This window comes from Acinetobacter sp. RF15B, from assembly GCF_007558235.1.
Taxonomy (GTDB): Bacteria; Pseudomonadota; Gammaproteobacteria; order Pseudomonadales; family Moraxellaceae; genus Acinetobacter; species Acinetobacter lwoffii_C.
Window position 1 is genome coordinate 199994 of sequence record NZ_VLSR01000003.1, and the last position, 18350, is coordinate 218343.

Sequence of the window (18350 nt, forward strand, 5' to 3'; positions counted from 1 at the left end):
AGTTTAAATGCTGCCTTACTCAAAGCCCAGAGTAAAGAGGACAGAAGATAAGCCAAAGCAGTTGAAGTAAACAGTTATCTGCAACTTTTAATATTTAGATAAAACTCTATTAATCATAGACTTATTTCTCTCAGGATGGAGAGTGGAAATAGAAAGATTTTCTTTCATACAGGATTCAAAAAATATTAGGGACGAAAATGAAAAAATTAGTTTTAGCCACATTGTGTGGGATTGCATCAGGAACCGTATTTTCAGCAGAAGTATCTGAAGACCGTATCCAGTTTCTAGAAGCTCAGCTCAAACAGATTCAGTCTGAATTGGAACAGCAGAAACAGTCGCAGCTTGCTTTAAAAGTACAACAGGAACAGTCTAAAACAGCGGAATCCAAAAGTTTAAGCAGTATAATGGACAATGTGGATGTGTATGGAATGATCCGTCTGGATGGTGCTATTGATTTTAAGAGTACGCCAGAAGCTCGTGGCCGTACTATTAACCAGATCAATAAAGTGCCTTTTACTGAACCTGATTCAGTCCGTTCCGATTTTACTGCAGCCGCTAGCCGCATAGGTTTTCTGGCTAAAGATCTCGGTGGAAACCCGAATATTTCCGCACGTCTGGAGGCCGATTTCTGGACCAACAGTGGTAAAGGTGATGGAGGATTACGTATTCGTCATGCACATTTAAAATACTATAACTGGACCTTTGGTCAGGCTTGGTCATTGATGTCTACACCGGAAATTAGTACGGAAGCAGTCGATTACAGCTTGTTCTTGGGTGGATCGGTACTACGTACTCCTCAAGTGAGCTACGCTTTTAAACTTGATCAAGAAAACACTTGGAATGTTGGGCTGGAATATATGGCCGGTGGCGATCGTTCTTCTGCCTTGCCTGCTTTGACCACTAAATATGTTCATCAATCGGGTCCTGTTCATTTACTAGCTCAAGGCTTTGTCAATCAAAAACAGGCACAAACAGATACAGGTGATATCGAAAAAGTCGGTTGGGGTGTGGGTGTGGGTGGTCGTTACCGTTTTGACGATCAAAACTCAATTCAGGGTAATTATTTTCATATAGTCGGTGACCAGCGTATTGCATCTTTCTTAACTCAAGGCTCAACAAGCGATGGCGCTAACTGGGGGGGTGACTATTCAGTCGATCTTCTTAATAATGAACTGTTGCTGAATGAGTTTAATAGTTTAAATATTGGCTTCACGCATAAATTCACCCCAAAACTACGTAGTAACATTAATGCCAGCATGGTTGATTTTGATGATTCCAGCGATTATGCAAAAGCCAATCCAGAAACCAATAAACGTTTAACGGATTATGTGGCTAACGTGATTTATTCTCCAGTTCCAAAGGTTAACTTGGGCGCAGAATATCACCATGGCAAACGTGAAACTTTTGATAATCGAGAAGCGGATATTTCTCGTGTGAACTTATCAGCGACTTATAGTTTCTAAAGCCTCAGGAGACAAGGATGTCAGCCCAAGGGCAAATTTCAAGAAAATTTATGTTTATGATGGCTATGACCTGCGCACTTTGCGCGGGTTGTAACTATTTTAACCAGCCGTTAATTTATTCTATTGCAGAAGATTTGCATATCAGTGTGGCGCAGTCTGGCTGGACTGTCGTTCTAACCCAGATTGGTTATGCCACTGGGCTTTTTTTGTTTGTGCCACTAGGCGATTTATTTGAAAAACGGTTGTATATCTGTAGTTTGATGTTTTGTACCGGTTTAGCGCTAATCGGGCTTTCTGCCAGTACCAATCTGCATATGCTATATGGTTTTACCCTGCTGGCTTCTTTTTGTTCGATTACCACGCAGATTCTGATCCCTTTTGCTGCTAATCTGTCTCAGCGAGAAAAAAGTGCTGAAGTGGTGGGTCTGCTGATGAGTGGTGTTCTCGTCGGTATTCTATTTGCCCGAACTGTATCAGGACTGATTTCTACCGTTTGGTCGTGGCATGCAGTCTACCTATTGAGTGGCTGTTCTATTCTGATGCTGAGTATCGTGATGTGGTATCAGCTACCTAAAGCGAAAAGCCAGCTACAGATGAGCATCTTACAAATTTATCGCTCATTATTTACTTTTGCCAAAACTGAACCAATGCTGATTCGGCGTAGCATCATTGGGGGGCTGGGTTTTGGTATGCTCAGTATTATTTTTACCACCATGACCTTTGTATTGGCAGAAGCACCCTATCATTTTAATGATTTCCAGATTGGCTTAATGGGAATTGTTGGAATTGTCGGCATTTGGTCATCGCAATGGACTGGCAAAATGATTGGCCGGCATCGGGAAAAATGGATTGCACAACTTGCTACAACTAGTTTAATTCTAGCCTGGATTCCGCTATTTTTTGCGCAAAGCTATTTATGGATATATATCATTGGATTAATTCCTGCTTATTTTGGAATTTCTTCACTACATGTCTTAAACCAGAATCTGGTGTACCGCATCTCGGTGCAAGCCCGTTCTCGTATTAACGCGATCTATATGACCTGCTATTTTTCAGGTGCTGGGATTGGGGCATTTCTATCGCTAAACCTATGGAAAATTTATGGCTGGTCAGCCTGTGTTGCATTGGGCTTTGTCTTTGCCTTGCTCATCTTTAGTATTAATCGCTATGACTTAAGCCGGGAACATAATTTAGCTGACAACCCATCACCGCCTTAACATTACCCCAATATATAATTCTCATTTAAAATGCCCCAGTAAATGGGGCATTCATGCGCAGGCTGATGATTTTCAATTAATGGGTTAAGGCGCCTAGTCACTTTGCCTTGCTGTAAATCTACAAAGGCTTGGATGCTCTCATGAATTAAGCATTTTTGTATAGGGATATGTGACATTCTGGTCTGCACAATCAATTCCACCAAAGCTCGTAGTTCTTGAACAGTACTCATTTTCTTTTTTTCTTTGTCTATTTGGCAATATAGGCATTCACCCCAGCTAATCCAGGGATGAACAACAGCTTGCATACCTAACTGAAGGTCATCAACCTGATCGCCAGCTGCAACGATTTCCCCTGCTTTCATGAATTAAGATCATCGGTGGTTTGACCCCAAGATCCGCTAAAACCAAGCGTTTATCACCGCTTAAGTCATAATAACCATCCCATAAATGTAAGTTGGTCCGACATAAACCAATAGCTTGGACTTTAATCAGAACTTCAGTACCTTGTGGTTGTGGAGTTTTTCTTTCAATTTACTCTAAAGGCGTACCATGTTCATTAGCACAATAATATTGCATTATTTATTCCCTATTTTTTTATTTCACCTTAGATAAGTCACGCACTTCTTGTGCTGACTTATCTCCTCTTCCTTAACGACGGGAAGCGACTGTTACCAGACGCGTATCCAGATATGCTTCAATGGCTTCACCACCACCTTCAGTTCCATAGCCGGAATCTTTAATACCGCCAAAAGGTAATTCCGGGAATCCTAGTCCGACATGGTTGATTGTCAACATACCACTTGCGATATCACGTGCTAAATTGAGACACGTGCTGTTACTCTCTGTGTAGGCATATGCAGCTAGTCCATAATTCAAGCGATTTGCTTCTGTTACCGCCTCATCATATGATTCAAAAGGAATACATAAGGCAAGTGGACCAAAAGGCTCTTGATCCATACAAGCTGCTGTTAGCGGTACATTCTTTAAAATAGTCGGTTCAATAAAGTAGCCTGGGCCTTCAAGTGTCTGACCCCCACATACTAATTCCGCACCTGCTTGAAGCGCATTCTGAATAGTTTTCTGGATATTCTGATAAGCCCTTTCATGAATCATCGGACCAACGTCTACATTGTCATCTAGACCATGACCGACTTTTAGCTGGCTAACTTCATTTTTTAATTTTTCAACGAAATCTTCATACACCGCTTTCTCAATTAAAAACCGTGTCGGCGCTATACAGACTTGACCTGCATTTCGAAATTTTGCTGCAGCCATTTCCTTTGCTGCGAGATCTAGATTAGCATCTTTAAAAATCAATACAGGTGCATGACCGCCCAGCTCCATGGTGGTTTTTTTCATATACTGACCTGCAAGAGCTGCCAATTGTTTACCGACGACTGTCGAGCCAGTAAATGATATTTTTTGAATCGCAGGATGAGGGATCAGATATTCGGAAATTTCAGCAGGTTCACCATAAATCAAATTAATCACACCAGCAGGCATACCGGCATCATGAAAAGCCTGTACAAGCTGGGCTGGTGAAGCTGGCGTCTCTTCAGGTCCTTTGACAATAATGGCACAGCCGGCTGCGACTGCAGCAGATAATTTACGCACGACTTGATTAATAGGAAAGTTCCACGGCGTAAAGGCAGCCACAATACCCACCGGTGTTTTAATCGTATAGCTATGTACATTGGTTTGTCTTGACGGAATAACTTGCCCATAACTACGAATGGCTTCACCTGAAAACCATTCGATGATGTCTGCAGCAGACAAAACTTCCATTTTGGCCTGTTTTAGCGGCTTGCCCTGCTCCAAGCTCATCAACTCTGCAATGTGTGCTGCCCGTTCTCTTAATAAAAAGGCAGCCTTTTGCATGATTTTAGCGCGTTGTTGTGCTGGGGTGTTTTTCCAGATTTCAAAACCGGACTGAGCAGCTTGGACTGCATCTTCAACATCATCAAGGGAGGCTTTGGCTACTTGGCCAATTACTTTTTCATTGGCCGGATTAATAACTGCAAGCGTTTGTTGTTGAATAGTGTCACGCCATTGACCAGCAATATACAATTGTGTGTTTTGATACATATTCTTTCCTATAGTAATAGAAGCAGCTTCCCGTTGCTTCTCATTTTACTTATATTATTTTAAATGAATATTATAGTTTTATTCGTGCATCAATTAAGGTACAACCGGTTTTTTGCTGTAGCTCTTCAAAACTTAAGCCGTCGACTATCTCTAGCACCAAAGCCTGATTATCTTTAAGCTCAATGATGCATAGATCGGTATAAATACGGTCAACGCAGTTTTTCCCAGTAATTGGATAGGTCAGCTCTTCCACAATCCGTGGTTCGCCATTTTTAGTGACATGTTCCATACAGACATAGACACAGCGTGCACCGACAGCCAGATCCATCGCCCCACCTACTGCTGGGACTGCATCCAGAGCCCCTGTATGCCAGTTGGCCAGATCACCATTCACCGCAACCTGAAAGGCGCCCATAATACAGAAATCTAAATGGCCACCACGCATAATATCGAAGGAGTCGGCAGAGTTCATAAAACTGCCGCCATCCAACATGCAGACCAGTTCTTTACCCGCATTGATCAAATCATCATCAGCAAGTTCAGGATCGGTTAAAGCGGTAAAACCCAGAACACCATTTTCAGAATGCAGGATAATATCTTGCTCAGGCTTTAAATAACCAGCAACACGTGTCGGTAAGCCAATACCCAGATTGACATAAGAACCGGTCGGAATATCGTAGGCAACTTTTTCTACAATCTGTTCACGTGTACGTTTTTGAATCGTCATTATTTGATATCTCCTACCTTTACCACATGCTGCACAAAAATACCTGGCGTCACAATAATCTCTGGATCAAGCTCGCCTAGCTCTACAATTTCATGTACCTGAGCGATGGTAATGTCGGCTGCTTTTGCCATTAACGGACCAAAGTTTCGCGCTGCTTTACGGTAGGTTAAGTTGCCCCACTGATCAGCCTGATTACCATAAACCAAGGCATAATCGGCATGAATTGGATATTCCAGTACATAGTCCTTGCCATTAATGTGACGAGTTTCTTTACCTTCAGCAATCTTGGTACCGAAACCTGTCGGGGTGAAAATAGCACCTAAGCCTGCACCTGCGGCCTGAATTCGGCAAGCTAAATTCCCTTGTGGAACCAGTTCTAGCTCTACTTTTCCAGCTTTATACAGCTCTTCAAATACTTTGGAATTATTGGCACGAGGAAATGAACAGATCATTTTCTGGACCAGCCCAGATAACAACAGATTGGTTAGACCTCTGTCACCAGAAGCAGCATTATTATTAATGATGGTTAAGTCTTTAGGACCGATATCAATCAGCGCTTCAATCAGTTCAACTGGCTGGCCTGCCAGACCGAAGCCACTGGTCATAATATGTGCGCCGTCTGGAATCTGCTTGAGTATAGTTTCGATGTCCTGTGTAATTTTATTCATGCAATTGCTTCCTAGCATATTCCTGTCTTTTAAAATATTGGATCTATTTAATTAATCGGCTTTTTGAGGGTCATATAAACGGTCTTTAATAAAGATCGCCGGGATCAGACCACAGATGAAATAGGCCACCCCCATAATCAGTAATCCTGTGCCTATCGAGCCACCCTGTGCAAAATAGCCAATGGTCAACGGTGCCAAGACTGCGCCCAGACGTCCGACGTTATAAGCGCCACCTACCGCAGTACCGCGAACTTTGGTAGAGAAACTTTCCGTCATATAAGTGGCGTTAATACCGTAGGGAATACCGTACAGAAATCCGAAAAACAGCATCAGCCATAAGATATTGTCCGGTGTATTACCAAAGACAATCACGGGAATAAAGATGGCGGTTCCCATGGTGCCAAAGGCGAACACGGCACGACGACCAATCTTATCGGCAATATAGCCAGCAATGATTTTGGTACAGATCATGATCAGGAAAGTTCCGATCATATACATGGTCATTTCTTTGAACTTGATGCCCAGATCAGATTCCAGATAAGCTGGTAACCAGTTACTCACACCGTAATAACCAAACTGTAAAAATGCGGTGCTGAAAGACCAGAGGATGAACATGCGACGACTTAAAGCATCTGCAAAGATCATTTTGAAGGTGTTTTTTGGCTTTTCCTGCACTACACCGCTGGCTTTGGCTGCCAGTCGTTCTTGACGTGCTTTAATCCATGCCTGAGGTTCAGGAACCAGAAAAAACATTGCAAACGCCAGGACAATTGGAATAATGGCGATGTAGTAAAGATAACGCCAGCCAAATTCTGGTAACAGCCATCCTGCTAATACCGTGGCCACGACTGAACCTAGCGTCCAGCCTGTCATTAAAGCCGCAAGGATAGTAGAACGATATTTTGTTGGAACGTATTCAGCCATCAAGGTATTACAGGCAATATATAAAGCTCCCAAACCGATTGATGAGCAAAATCTTAACCATTTAAATTCATCATAGCTTTGGGTAAAGCCTAACCAGAATGTCAGTGAAGAAAACAGGACGAGCGCAACGACAATGACGCGTACCCGTCCGAAACGGTCACAGGCCCAGCCACCAAAGAAGCCGCCAATGGCCATACCCGCCAAGGTCCAGCTACCTAATGCACCGGCCTGAATGCTGCTGAGTGAAAATTCCTGTTTAAGGCTGGTCAGGCTATAAGCCAGTAATGCGATATCTGCACCATCTACCAGTAATGCCAGAAATGAAAAGATAAAGGCCAGAATCCAGACCTTTTTCTGAGGTGCATTTTCTTCTGGTAGATGGTGTTGTTGCGAGCTGATCGTATTCATAATGTCCTTTATGCTTTTTTTCAGCACTCCTGTGCCTTTAAAATGTCCATGCTTCACCTCATGATTTAAATGAAACATAGAATATTGGATTAACCGTTAATGCTGCTCTTCGCTAGATTTTTTAAAAACTATCCCAGAGCCAGATGGGGTGACTTGAGTTAAAGTCAGCCAAAACAAACTAGCCAGCAATGCTGGCTAGAAGTTAATCCTTATTTAATTGCAGAATGCGGCAATGCCTGTTTGAGCCCGGCCCAAAATCAAGGCATGTACATCATGTGTGCCTTCATAGGTATTCACCACTTCAAGGTTCACCAGATGACGGGCGACGCCAAACTCATCAGAAATGCCGTTCCCGCCCAGCATGTCACGTGCAAGACGCGCAATCTCCAGCGCTTTACCACAGTTATTACGCTTGATCAGTGAAGTCCCTTCCACTGAAGCAATGCCTTCATCTTTCATTCGGCCAAAACGTAAAGCCACTTGCAGGCCCAAAGCAATTTCAGTTTGCATGTTCGCCAGCTTCTTCTGGATCAACTGATTGGCAGCCAGTGGACGGCCAAACTGTTTACGGTCCATGGTGTACTGATGGGCGGTATGCCAGCAAAATTCAGCTGCGCCCATTGCACCCCAGGCAATACCATAGCGTGCACTGTTCAGGCAGGTAAATGGACCACGTAATCCGCGAATTTCCGGAAATGCATTTTCTTCTGGCACAAAGACATTATCCATCACGATTTCACCGGTAATCGAAGCACGCAGACCGACTTTGCCGTGAATTGCTGGTGCAGACAGCCCTTCCCAGCCTTTTTCTAGAATAAAGCCGCGAATATCACCGACATTACCCTCCGCTGAGACTTCTTTGGCCCAGACCACAAATACATCGGCAATCGGACTGTTGGTAATCCACATTTTCGCACCTGTCAGACGGTAACCACCCTCGACTTTCTTGGCACGCGTGATCATGCTACCTGGATCAGAACCATGATCCGGCTCGGTCAGACCAAAACAGCCAATGTATTCACCCGAAGCCAGTTTCGGTAAATATTTCTGTTTCTGCTCTTCAGACCCGAATTCATTGATCGGCACCATCACCAGAGAGCTTTGTACGCTGGCCATGGAACGGTAACCGGAATCTACACGCTCCACTTCACGGGCAATCAGGCCATAGCTGACATAATTTAAACCCGCACCGCCATATTGCTCAGGAATGGTGGGACCCAACAGACCAAGCTCGCCCATCTCACGAAAAATAGCCGGATCGGTTTTTTCATGACGGAACTGCTCGAGCACACGCGGCATCAGCTTGTCTTGACAATAAGCCTGTGCGCTGTCCCGAATCATACGTTCTTCTTCAGTCAACTGCTGTTCCAGTAAAAATGGATCTTGCCAGTCAAATCTAGTTCTTGTGCTCATTTCAATATGTCCAATATTCCAAAATCTGCTGCTTAAGCGGTCGCTTGTTTAATCATTTCACGTGCGATAATGATTTGCTGGATTTGAGTCGTTCCTTCATATAAACGGAACAGGCGTACATCGCGGTAGAAGCGTTCAATTGAATATTCACTGATATAGCCCGCGCCGCCATGAATTTGCAGACAGCGATCCGCTACACGACCACACATTTCAGTGGCAAACATTTTTGCGCATGAAGATTCAGTGGTCACATTTTTGCCTTCATCACGCAGACGAGCCGCATCTAGAACCATACATTTCGCTGCATAAATCTCAGCTTTAGAATCTGCCAGCATGCCCTGGATGAGCTGGAAGTTGGCAATTGATTGGCCAAACTGCTTGCGTTCAACTGCATAATTGAGAGCATCTTCAAGCATACGTTCTGCCATACCCACGCTATAGCCAGCAATATGCAAACGGCCTTTATCTAATACGCGCATTGCAGTTTTAAAGCCAATGCCTTCTACACCGCCAATCAGCTGGTCTTGATGTACCTTGCAGTTATCAAAAATAACATCACAGGTATATGAACCATGCTGACCCATTTTTTTATCAATTTTGCCTAGGCTTAGCCCGGGTGTGCCTGCTTCCACCAAGAAAGCTGAAATACCACTGGCCCCTTTAATTTCAGGATTGGTACGCGCCATGACTGTGAAAGTGTTTGCACGCGGTGCATTGGTAATAAAACGTTTGGTTCCATTTAAAACGTAGTAATCACCCTCTTTAACCGCACTGGTTTTTAAAGATGCTGCATCTGAACCAGAATCAGGCTCAGTCAGACAAAAAGAACCAATGATTTCGCCGGTTGCATAACGTGGTAAATACTTCTGCTTCTGCTTTTCCGTACCATCAATAATAATACCGCTTGAACCAATACCATTATTGGTGCCAATTAAAGAGCGGAAAGCGGCAGAAGTTTGGCCCAGTTCCATCGCCACCAGAATTTCTTCTTCCATGGTAATGCCTAAGCCACCGTATTCTTCTGGAATGGTTAGACCAAATAGGCCGAGTTCTTTCATTTGCTCCACAATATGCTCAGGGATGGCATTATTCTCTTCAACTTCATGCTCAAGTGGCATAAGTTCATTTTTAACAAAATTGCGAATGGTTGATAAAAGCTGATCAAGCATTTCTGGATCACGAATCATGGAGTTCTCCCTATCATATAATGTGAGTAAATTCCTTTACCCTTATTTTTGTTTCGCATTGCGAAATAAATAACCATAAAAAAGTTGTTTGAGCAAGCTTAATTATGAAAAAAATTATTTTTTAAGCAAAAAATGAAATTTTTATAGATTTAAACTGTTTTTTTACTTAGAATTAAGTTTCACAATGCGAAATATATCTAAGTGTGGATAGGTTGGGACGGTAGACTCAGATCATTCGATATCGATTCAATACTTAAATTAAAACCAACTGAATGATCATAAAAGAATATTTTCCTGTGTTGAAAAAGGATATTCTTAATTAGCTGATTAGTTGTATTTTTATTTTATTCAACATAGGGTTTAACAAATACTGATCGAGTGAAATAATAGTATGACCACAAGGACCGTGAAACTGGACTATTTTGCCCCATTCCAGTGTTGTAGAGAGGTACAAAGGCGCGCTTAATCTTATTTTTTAATACTTATCTTTAAATTTAAACAGATGATTTTATATTGTCTTTATTTTGATAGTAGCAATTGGCACACCTACAGATAGATTTTGGTATTTTTAAGGTATTCTACCTTTAATGGAAGTGTTTTATTTTGTATGGTGAAATTTAGTTGCTATTATATTCATTAATTTTATTTCAATTGCTGTGACTATGACAAAAAATAAAACTGGCGAAACTCCCAACTTTGATGAAATTCGCTTAGATCCGATTTCACATATTCATCGAGAAAATAATCCACAATTCATTGCATCTATTGCACGTGGGCTAGAGATTTTAAGATGTTTTTCCGCAACCAATCAATTACTGGGTAACCAGGAAATTGCTCAGCTGACCAATCTGCCTAAACCAACCGTGGCCCGGATTACCAGCACTCTGGTTTCTTTAGGTTATCTAAAACAACTGCCAAATACCACCAAGTATCTGCTGGATGTAGGTGTTCTCGCCTTGGGTTATGCTGCGCTTAGTAATATTTCTGCGCGTACTCAGGCTTATCCATTTATGGAAGAAATGTCACGCTATGCACAGGCTCCAGTTGCCATGGCGACCCGTGACCGTCTGAATATGATTTATCTGGAAGTGATTCATACCGATTCTACGTTAACCATGCGCCGTCCAGTCGGTTCAACTTTACCGATCCATAGCAGTGCCATGGGACGTGCCTGTCTTGCGGCAATGGAGGTAAAAGAACGTGAGTATTTATTTGATGCCATTAAAAAGCGCAATGAAGATCAGTGGCCGACCATTAAACGTAATCTGGAACGGGCGATTCGCGATTATCAGGACTATGGCTATTGTCTTTCTATCGGTGACTGGACCAAAGATGTGAATTCTGTCGCGGTTCCTCTGATTCACCCTAAACATGGCATTTTAACCTTTAACTGTGGTGCTCCAAGCTACATTCTGGATCAGGAAAAGCTGGAAAATGAAATTGGCCCTCGCCTCATTCATATGGTCAATAATATTGCGTTAAGCTTGAATAATATTTGAGTTGTTGGGTTTGAAATAGAGAGTGATATCCCTCATTCTCTATTTTTTTACAGATCTAACCGCTATTTTTTTGATCATGAAATTTGTTTTGTGGAAGCGGCTTGTTTCACTTCTTTGCTTTATAAAATAAAGTTTTACTAAATTAGTCTGGACAGTGTGCAAGCATCATTATCGTATAACAACCTTAGGTTTTAGATTATGGAAGATATTACTCGAGAGTCGATGGAATTTGACGTAGTCATCGTAGGTGCAGGCCCTGCGGGTCTTTCTGCGGCAATTAAAATCCGTCAACTTGCAATTGAAAACAACCTGAACGATCTGTCCGTTTGTGTCGTAGAGAAAGGCTCCGAAGTCGGTGCCCACATCCTGTCCGGTGCAATTATCGAACCTCGTGCCATCAATGAACTCTTCCCTGACTGGAAAGAACAGGGAGCGCCTCTTCATGTGCCAGTCACTGAAGACAAGACGTTCTTCCTGCTGTCTGAAACCACCTCCAAACAGGCTCCGCACTGGATGGTGCCAAAAACCATGCATAATGATGGCAACTATGTCATTTCCCTCGGCAACGTGGTGCGCTGGTTAGGCCAGAAAGCCGAAGAGCTGGAAGTCTCCATTTTCCCGGGCTTTGCAGCTGCTGAAATTCTCTACCATGAAGATGGCACGGTCAAAGGTATTCAAACCGGTGACATGGGCATTGGCAAAGATGGCGAACCGACGCATAACTTTACCCCGGGCTATGAGCTGCATGCCAAATATACCATCTTTGCTGAAGGTTGCCGTGGTCATTTAGGTAAACGCCTGATTCAAAAATTCAATCTGGATAAAGATGCTGATCCACAGCACTACGGGATCGGCATTAAAGAGCTTTGGGAAATTGATCCGGCCAAACATAAGCCAGGTCTGGTGATGCACGGGGCCGGCTGGCCTTTAAATGAAACCGCTTCTTCAGGCGGCTGGTGGTTATACCATGCTGAAAACAATCAGGTGACTTTGGGCATGATCGTGGATCTGTCCTATACCAATCCGCATATGTATCCATTTATGGAAATGCAGCGCTGGAAAACCCATCCTTTAATCAAACAGTATCTGGAAGGTGGCAAGCGGATTTCTTATGGCGCACGAGCTGTGACCAAAGGCGGTTTTAACTCGCTGCCGAAATTCACCTTCCCAGGTGGCTCTTTAATCGGTGATGATGCAGGCTTCCTGAACTTTGCCAAGATCAAAGGCTCACATACGGCAATGAAATCCGGCATGCTTTGCGGTGAAGCGGTATTTGAAGCAATCCAGGCCGGTGTAGAAAAAGGTGGTGATCTGGCGATTGCCCGTGTGAGCGAAGGTGAAGATTTCTTCATCAAAGAGCTGACTGCCTATACCGAGAAGTTCAACAACAGCTGGCTAAAAGAAGAACTCTACAATGCGCGTAACTTTGGCCCGGCAATGCACAAGTTCGGTCAATGGATGGGTGGCGCCTTTAACTTTATCGACCAGAACGTGTTTAAAGTACCCTTCACTTTACATGACCTGGTGCCCGACTTTAAGACGCTGAAAACTGTTGATGCAGTGAACTTCAAGCCGAACTATCCAAAACCGGATGGCAAGCTGACTTTTGACCGTCTGTCTTCAGTGTTTGTATCGAATACCGTGCATGAAGAAAACCAGCCTGCGCATTTAAAGCTGACCGATGCTTCAATTCCGGTAGAAGTCAACCTGCCAAAATGGGATGAGCCAGCTCAACGCTACTGCCCGGCTGGTGTGTATGAAATCATGGAAAATGATGATGGTTCAAAACGCTTCCAGATTAATGCAGCCAACTGTGTACACTGCAAGACCTGTGATATCAAAGATCCATCCCAGAATATCACCTGGGTAACACCGGAAGGTGGCGGTGGTCCGAATTATCCAAATATGTAAGGTAATTCTGGTGAATAAAAGGCATGTTCCTTTTATTCATATACCCAACCTTGAAGCCGTTATTGTTAACACTTCACTTTAATTTTTTAGGTAATCCCAGTTCCCCAGGGAGCTGGGATTAATAAATCACAAAACATGCTTTCAACCGCTATCGATGACGCTCAAAAAATGGCTTAGCGCGCGCCCCTAAACCATTTTCAAGATTCATGATTTAACTCGCTACAAACTTGGCACGGGCTGCATGCAGTTTCTTGTAACTTTCGATCAGACGTAAATGACGATCTAGTCCTTTAAGCTGCATATTGGTTTCGCTTAGGCCATGGAAACGTACCGTCCCCTCGACTGAATCCATAACTGCATCCATATGGGCATCACCAAACATACGGCGGAAGTTATAGGCGTAGTCTTCCAGTTCCAGTTCATCATCGAGAATAACTTCAAGCACCACATTCATGCACTGGTAGAACAGACCGCGTTCAACCGTATTGGTATTGTATTGCAGGAACTGCTCCACCAGATCTTTGGCTTCTTCAAACTGCTGTAGCGCCAGATAAATCAGCAATTTCAGTTCCAGAATCGTTAACTGGCCCCATTCGGTATTTTCATCAAACTCAATCCCGATTAAGGTGCGGATTTCGGTATAGTCATCCAGCTCACACTCTTCCAGACGCTCTACTAGCGCCTCCAGTTGTTCATTATCCAGACGATGCAGGTTGAGAATGTCTTCACGGTACTGCAAGGCCTTGTTGGTATTATCCCAGACCAGATCTTCAACCAGATACACTTCCGAATAACCCGGCACCAGAATACGGCAAGCCGTTGCACCAAGATGCTGGTAGATGGCCATATATACTTCATGCCCCATATCTTCCAGAATGCTGAATAATGCCTGGGCTTCATCCGCATTCGAGTTTTGGCCATTATTGGTAAAGTCCCATTCGACAAAATCATAATCTGACTTTGCGCTAAAGAAACGCCAAGACACTACACCGCTGGAGTCAATAAAATGCTCGACAAAGTTATTCGGCTCAGTCACGGCATTGCTGCTGAAAGTGGGTTGTGGCAGATCATTTAAGCCTTCAAAACTACGACCTTGTAACAGCTCGGTCAGGCTACGTTCTAAAGCTACTTCAAAGTTTGGATGAGCCCCAAATGAAGCAAATACCCCACCCGTGCGCGGATTCATCAAGGTCACACTCATTACCGGGAACTGACCGCCTAAAGACGCATCTTTTACCAGTACCGGGAAACCTTGTTCCTCTAAAGCTTGAATACCTGCCACAATTTTTGGATATTTTGCCAATACATGTTCCGGCACATCCGGCAGGGCCAATTCCCCTTGCAGAATTTCACGTTTAACCGCACGTTCAAAGATTTCAGACAGGCACTGAACTTGAGCTTCAGCCAAGGTATTGCCTGCGCTCATACCATTACTTAAATACAGGTTTTCAATCAGATTGGATGGAAAATATACGGTTTCACCATCAGACTGTCGCACAAATGGCAATGAACAGATACCACGTGCCATATTCCCGGAGTTGGTATCATAAAGATGGATGCCTAAAAGCTCATCTTCAGGATCATAAATTTCACGGGTATGTTCATCTAAAATTTCTACAGGTAGTTCGCCATTCGGACCTGGCTGGAACCACTTCTCGTCGGGATAATGCACAAATTCGGCATTGGCAATTTCCTCACCCCAGAACTGGTCATTGTAGAAAAAGTTACAGTTGAGACGTTCAATGAATTCACCCAATGCTGACGCCAGTGCGCTTTCCTTGGTCGATCCCTTACCATTGGTAAAGCACATTGGCGACTGCGCATCACGAATATGCAATGACCAGACATTCGGCACAATATTGCGCCAAGATGCAATTTCAATCTTCATGCCCAGACCGGCCAGAATGGCAGACATATTGGCAATAGTTTCTTCCAGCGGCAGGTCTTTACCCGCAATGAACGTTGTATGGTCAGAAGCCAGACTTGGCATCAATAAGGCTTGAGCATCGGCATCAATGCTTTCCACTTCTTCAATGATAAATTCAGGGCCGGTTTGAATGACTTTTTTTACCGTACAGCGGTCAATTGAACGTAAAATACCTTGGCGATCTTTGTCAGAAATATCGGTCGGCAGTTCAATCTGAATTTTAAAAATCTGTTTATAGCGGTTTTCCGGATCGACAATATTGTTTTGTGACAGGCGGATATTGTCAGTCGGAATATTCCGCGCCGCGCAGTACACTTTCACAAAATAAGCAGCACAAAGTGCCGATGAGGCCAGGAAATAATCGAATGGACCCGGCGCTGAGCCATCACCCTTATAACGGATCGGCTGATCAGCGATTACCGTGAAGTCATCAAACTTGGCTTCCTGGCGAAGATTATTGAGATAATTGACCTTAATTTCCATGTGGATACCTAATATTCTTATGTGCCGTCATGGACAAATAAGATGCTAAATCTGAATATACAAGCCGGATCACAGAGGAGAACTTGAATGAAAAATAGAAAATGGTCAGCATGAGACATCTGCATCTCTGGTTTAGATGAACCCTGACCCGAATGGACGCTATTATAGAATTATTTTATGAAATTGATAATATTTGTCTGAATTTCTGCCCGATTTAAAAGAGCTTGATTCCTTATTCACCTGTTCGCAGGGCAAATCATCCGGGAAATGAGTGATCTGATGATTCATCTGCTCCTATACACTGTGCGTAATCCCCCCCGTCCGTTGTCTGGTCTTTATCCAGTTATTGAAATTAAAAAAACTATTTACTTAAAATTTCATAGAAAGTATGACGCAACCACTGATGGCTAATCTTATGATGACAAGAAGCATGCCAATACTGTTTTACTGAATAGGTCGGAAAAGCAATGGGCGCATTAAAAATTTTCAAATTACCACGAGACAAGAGTACTTCACTTAAATAATACGGCACGGTTGCAATGGCATCAGTCTCTTGTACCACCAGACCCACGCCTAAGTAGCTCGGCAAACGCATCAAAATATCGCGCTTTAACTCCAGGCGGAGTAACTCATTTTCAATATGGTAATGCCCCATGCCTGCATCAATATCAATATGAGTTTCATGTAAATACTCTTCCGTGGTCAGGGTGTCACCCGTTAGCCGTGGATGGTCTTTGGCTGCAATCACCACATAGTATTGTTCAAACAGCTTCTGCTGATAAAAACCATTTTCAAAATTAGGCAAAAAACCCAAAGCCAGATCAATTTCGCCATTGGCCATCTGATAACTGGTTTCTGAAGTAATGGGGCGTACATTCAGCCGAATATGAGAAGCATGCTGTTTGAGATATTGGGAAATTTTTGGCAAGAGTACCAGATGTGATACATCGGTCATGGCCAGCGTAAACTGTTGCTGCGAAGTGGCCTGATCAAAATCAATGGTAAAATTATTGATGGCCTCCACTTTACTCAGTGCTTCACTAACCAAAGGAAACAGCTGCTTAGACAACTCGGTCGGTAGCATTTCATTGCCAATACGCAGAAACAGAGGGTCACTATAATGCTGGCGAACTTTATTGAGTAAATTGCTGACCGCTGGCTGGCTCATTTCCAGATGTTCGGCTGCCTGTGAGACATTTTTGAATTTATATACATAATAAAAAATACTGAGTAATTTACAGTCAAGTTCAAACACAACAACATATTCCCTTTTACTTTTGCATCATTTGGCATGCGAATTATCCATATTGTTTTATCCACTGCCATTATCGAAATATAACACTTTTACACCCGCCATACCCTCCATTCCAATACGAAGGCAAGTAAAAAATACTTTTCCTTCTGCTGTTTTTTAATATTTTTTCAAAATAGCCAGGCTGGATTTTTTCCTGAGGCGATCAAAAAAAATCAGGACTCCTGTTATATACTCTGCCGCACACAATAAGCTGTAAAAAATTGGGGGAAACGTCAAATGTTCCGGGGCAAAAAGCTGGTCTGCTTTGATTTGGATGGCACTCTGATTGATTCTGTCGGCATCTGGAATCAGGTAGATGCTGCCCTGATTCAGGAACTTTCTCATGTGCAGGTCGGTTTAAGCCAAATTCAGCAGCAACGCGATCAACAACTGAAAGCCTTTAAACATTCGCTTGATCCTTATCTGGAATATTGTGACTATTTAAGAGAACTTTATGGCTTTAATCTTAGCAAAGAAGAGGTAAAATCACGCCGTTATCATATTTCACAGCATTTTCTTGACCACGTGATTGAGCTGAAACCGCATGCAGAAACCTTGATTTCCACCCTGAAACAGCAAGGGCTACATATCGCGCTAACCACAACTACCAGCTTATCCAATATTCAGCGCTATCAGGAAAATAATCAGAATATTAATCGCAAACTTAGTTTTGAACATGATTTTTCTATGATCTGGACGCGAGAAAATGTCGAGAATATTAAGCCGCATCCAGAAGTCTATTTGAATGCACTCAAGCATTTTAAACTTTCTGCTCAGGACTGTGTAATTATTGAAGATTCTTTGGTAGGTGTTGAAGCTGCCAATCAAGCCGGTATTGATGTCATCGCAATTTATGATCAATATTCTGCTCATGAAATCGACTTGATTAAAGCCAAAGCTGATTATTATGTAGAAGATTTTGCAGCACTACTACGTTTAGTGAGTTAAAAGTATTTAGTTGTGATCTAAGCTGACCTACCCACTAAAAAGTAAAGATTAACTCTTGGCTACTAGCTAGCCTATTGCACATCGTGGCTGTTATGCGAATTCAAAAAATCGGAGCGTGTAGCTGCCATTTTTACTAATTTTAAGTATTTTGAACTGTCAGCTTTCAACCTAAAGTATTAATTACACGATTGATGGT

15 protein-coding genes are annotated in these 18350 nt (G+C 42.9%); 5 read left to right on the forward strand and 10 right to left on the reverse strand.

The features are described 5' to 3' along the window. Positions 1–197 precede the first annotated feature (197 nt). Together E2K74_RS03545 and E2K74_RS03550 are read left to right on the forward strand one after the other, a co-directional pair. Positions 198–1463: a DcaP family trimeric outer membrane transporter gene (locus E2K74_RS03545; RefSeq protein ID WP_151206325.1), complete on the forward strand. Its 1266-nt coding sequence runs from the start codon at positions 198–200 to the stop codon at positions 1461–1463. A gap of 17 nt (positions 1464–1480) precedes the next feature. Beyond that, the gene (locus E2K74_RS03550) at positions 1481–2680 is read left to right on the forward strand and encodes an MFS transporter (RefSeq protein WP_151206327.1); all 1200 of its coding nucleotides are present in this window, start codon (positions 1481–1483) and stop codon (positions 2678–2680) included. A gap of 2 nt (positions 2681–2682) precedes the next feature. Here the strand turns inward: E2K74_RS03550 and E2K74_RS03555 are convergent, their stop codons facing one another. From E2K74_RS03555 to E2K74_RS03590, 8 genes are all read right to left on the reverse strand, one after another. Further along, the gene (locus E2K74_RS03555; RefSeq protein ID WP_151206329.1) at positions 2683–3042 is read right to left on the reverse strand and encodes an alcohol dehydrogenase catalytic domain-containing protein; all 360 of its coding nucleotides are present in this window, start codon (positions 3040–3042) and stop codon (positions 2683–2685) included. Beyond that, positions 3002–3211: an alcohol dehydrogenase catalytic domain-containing protein gene (locus tag E2K74_RS15115; protein ID WP_151206379.1), complete on the reverse strand. Its 210-nt coding sequence runs from the start codon at positions 3209–3211 to the stop codon at positions 3002–3004. Before E2K74_RS15115 ends, E2K74_RS03555 begins: the two co-directional genes overlap by 41 nt. Before the next feature lie 117 nt (positions 3212–3328). Further along, the gene (locus E2K74_RS03565) at positions 3329–4765 is read right to left on the reverse strand and encodes an NAD-dependent succinate-semialdehyde dehydrogenase (protein ID WP_151206331.1); all 1437 of its coding nucleotides are present in this window, start codon (positions 4763–4765) and stop codon (positions 3329–3331) included. A 70-nt stretch (positions 4766–4835) separates the two neighbouring features. Further along, entirely contained in the window at positions 4836–5492 is a 657-nt protein-coding gene (locus E2K74_RS03570; RefSeq protein WP_151206333.1) for a 3-oxoacid CoA-transferase subunit B, read from the reverse strand. Then, entirely contained in the window at positions 5492–6160 is a 669-nt protein-coding gene (locus E2K74_RS03575) for a 3-oxoacid CoA-transferase subunit A (protein WP_151203117.1), read from the reverse strand. The genes E2K74_RS03570 and E2K74_RS03575 overlap by 1 nt, the downstream gene beginning before the upstream one ends. Before the next feature lie 51 nt (positions 6161–6211). Continuing rightward, positions 6212–7492 carry an MFS transporter gene (locus E2K74_RS03580; protein WP_151206335.1) on the reverse strand — a complete coding sequence of 427 codons (1281 nt, stop codon included), beginning with the start codon at positions 7490–7492 and terminating at the stop codon, positions 6212–6214. 213 nt (positions 7493–7705) lie between these two features. Beyond that, positions 7706–8905: an acyl-CoA dehydrogenase gene (locus E2K74_RS03585; RefSeq protein WP_151206337.1), complete on the reverse strand. Its 1200-nt coding sequence runs from the start codon at positions 8903–8905 to the stop codon at positions 7706–7708. A gap of 32 nt (positions 8906–8937) precedes the next feature. Continuing rightward, positions 8938–10092: an acyl-CoA dehydrogenase family protein gene (locus E2K74_RS03590; RefSeq protein WP_151203423.1), complete on the reverse strand. Its 1155-nt coding sequence runs from the start codon at positions 10090–10092 to the stop codon at positions 8938–8940. Positions 10093–10754: 662 nt separating this feature from the next. On the opposite strand from E2K74_RS03590, the gene E2K74_RS03595 reads away from it, so the two are divergent. Further along, entirely contained in the window at positions 10755–11591 is an 837-nt protein-coding gene (locus tag E2K74_RS03595; RefSeq protein ID WP_151206339.1) for an IclR family transcriptional regulator, read from the forward strand. A 198-nt stretch (positions 11592–11789) separates the two neighbouring features. Further along, positions 11790–13502, forward strand: a complete 1713-nt coding sequence (locus E2K74_RS03600) for an electron transfer flavoprotein-ubiquinone oxidoreductase (RefSeq protein ID WP_151206341.1) — start codon at positions 11790–11792, stop codon at positions 13500–13502. A 211-nt stretch (positions 13503–13713) separates the two neighbouring features. Here the strand turns inward: E2K74_RS03600 and E2K74_RS03605 are convergent, their stop codons facing one another. Both E2K74_RS03605 and E2K74_RS03610 read right to left on the reverse strand, forming a co-directional pair. Continuing rightward, entirely contained in the window at positions 13714–15912 is a 2199-nt protein-coding gene (locus tag E2K74_RS03605) for an OsmC domain/YcaO domain-containing protein (RefSeq protein ID WP_151206342.1), read from the reverse strand. Positions 15913–16273: 361 nt separating this feature from the next. Then, a complete protein-coding gene (locus tag E2K74_RS03610; RefSeq protein ID WP_151206343.1) occupies positions 16274–17167 on the reverse strand; it encodes a LysR family transcriptional regulator in 894 nt (297 codons plus the stop codon). A gap of 276 nt (positions 17168–17443) precedes the next feature. On the opposite strand from E2K74_RS03610, the gene E2K74_RS03615 reads away from it, so the two are divergent. Beyond that, positions 17444–18154, forward strand: a complete 711-nt coding sequence (locus E2K74_RS03615; protein ID WP_151206344.1) for an HAD family hydrolase — start codon at positions 17444–17446, stop codon at positions 18152–18154. The last annotated feature ends 196 nt before the right edge of the window (positions 18155–18350 follow it).

Bases quoted from the DNA above. Each gene is read 5' to 3' on its own strand.
- E2K74_RS03545 (WP_151206325.1), top strand. From the start codon at position 198: ATGAAAAAATTAGTTTTAGCCACATTGTGTGGGATTGCATCAGGAACC.
- E2K74_RS03550 (WP_151206327.1), top strand. From the start codon at position 1,481: ATGTCAGCCCAAGGGCAAATTTCAAGAAAATTTATGTTTATGATGGCT.
- E2K74_RS03555 (WP_151206329.1), bottom strand. From the start codon at position 3,042: ATGAAAGCAGGGGAAATCGTTGCAGCTGGCGATCAGGTTGATGACCTT.
- E2K74_RS03565 (WP_151206331.1), bottom strand. From the start codon at position 4,765: ATGTATCAAAACACACAATTGTATATTGCTGGTCAATGGCGTGACACT.
- E2K74_RS03570 (WP_151206333.1), bottom strand. From the start codon at position 5,492: ATGACGATTCAAAAACGTACACGTGAACAGATTGTAGAAAAAGTTGCC.
- E2K74_RS03575 (WP_151203117.1), bottom strand. From the start codon at position 6,160: ATGAATAAAATTACACAGGACATCGAAACTATACTCAAGCAGATTCCA.
- E2K74_RS03580 (WP_151206335.1), bottom strand. From the start codon at position 7,492: ATGAATACGATCAGCTCGCAACAACACCATCTACCAGAAGAAAATGCA.
- E2K74_RS03585 (WP_151206337.1), bottom strand. From the start codon at position 8,905: ATGAGCACAAGAACTAGATTTGACTGGCAAGATCCATTTTTACTGGAA.
- E2K74_RS03590 (WP_151203423.1), bottom strand. From the start codon at position 10,092: ATGATTCGTGATCCAGAAATGCTTGATCAGCTTTTATCAACCATTCGC.
- E2K74_RS03595 (WP_151206339.1), top strand. From the start codon at position 10,755: ATGACAAAAAATAAAACTGGCGAAACTCCCAACTTTGATGAAATTCGC.
- E2K74_RS03600 (WP_151206341.1), top strand. From the start codon at position 11,790: ATGGAAGATATTACTCGAGAGTCGATGGAATTTGACGTAGTCATCGTA.
- E2K74_RS03605 (WP_151206342.1), bottom strand. From the start codon at position 15,912: ATGGAAATTAAGGTCAATTATCTCAATAATCTTCGCCAGGAAGCCAAG.
- E2K74_RS03615 (WP_151206344.1), top strand. From the start codon at position 17,444: ATGTTCCGGGGCAAAAAGCTGGTCTGCTTTGATTTGGATGGCACTCTG.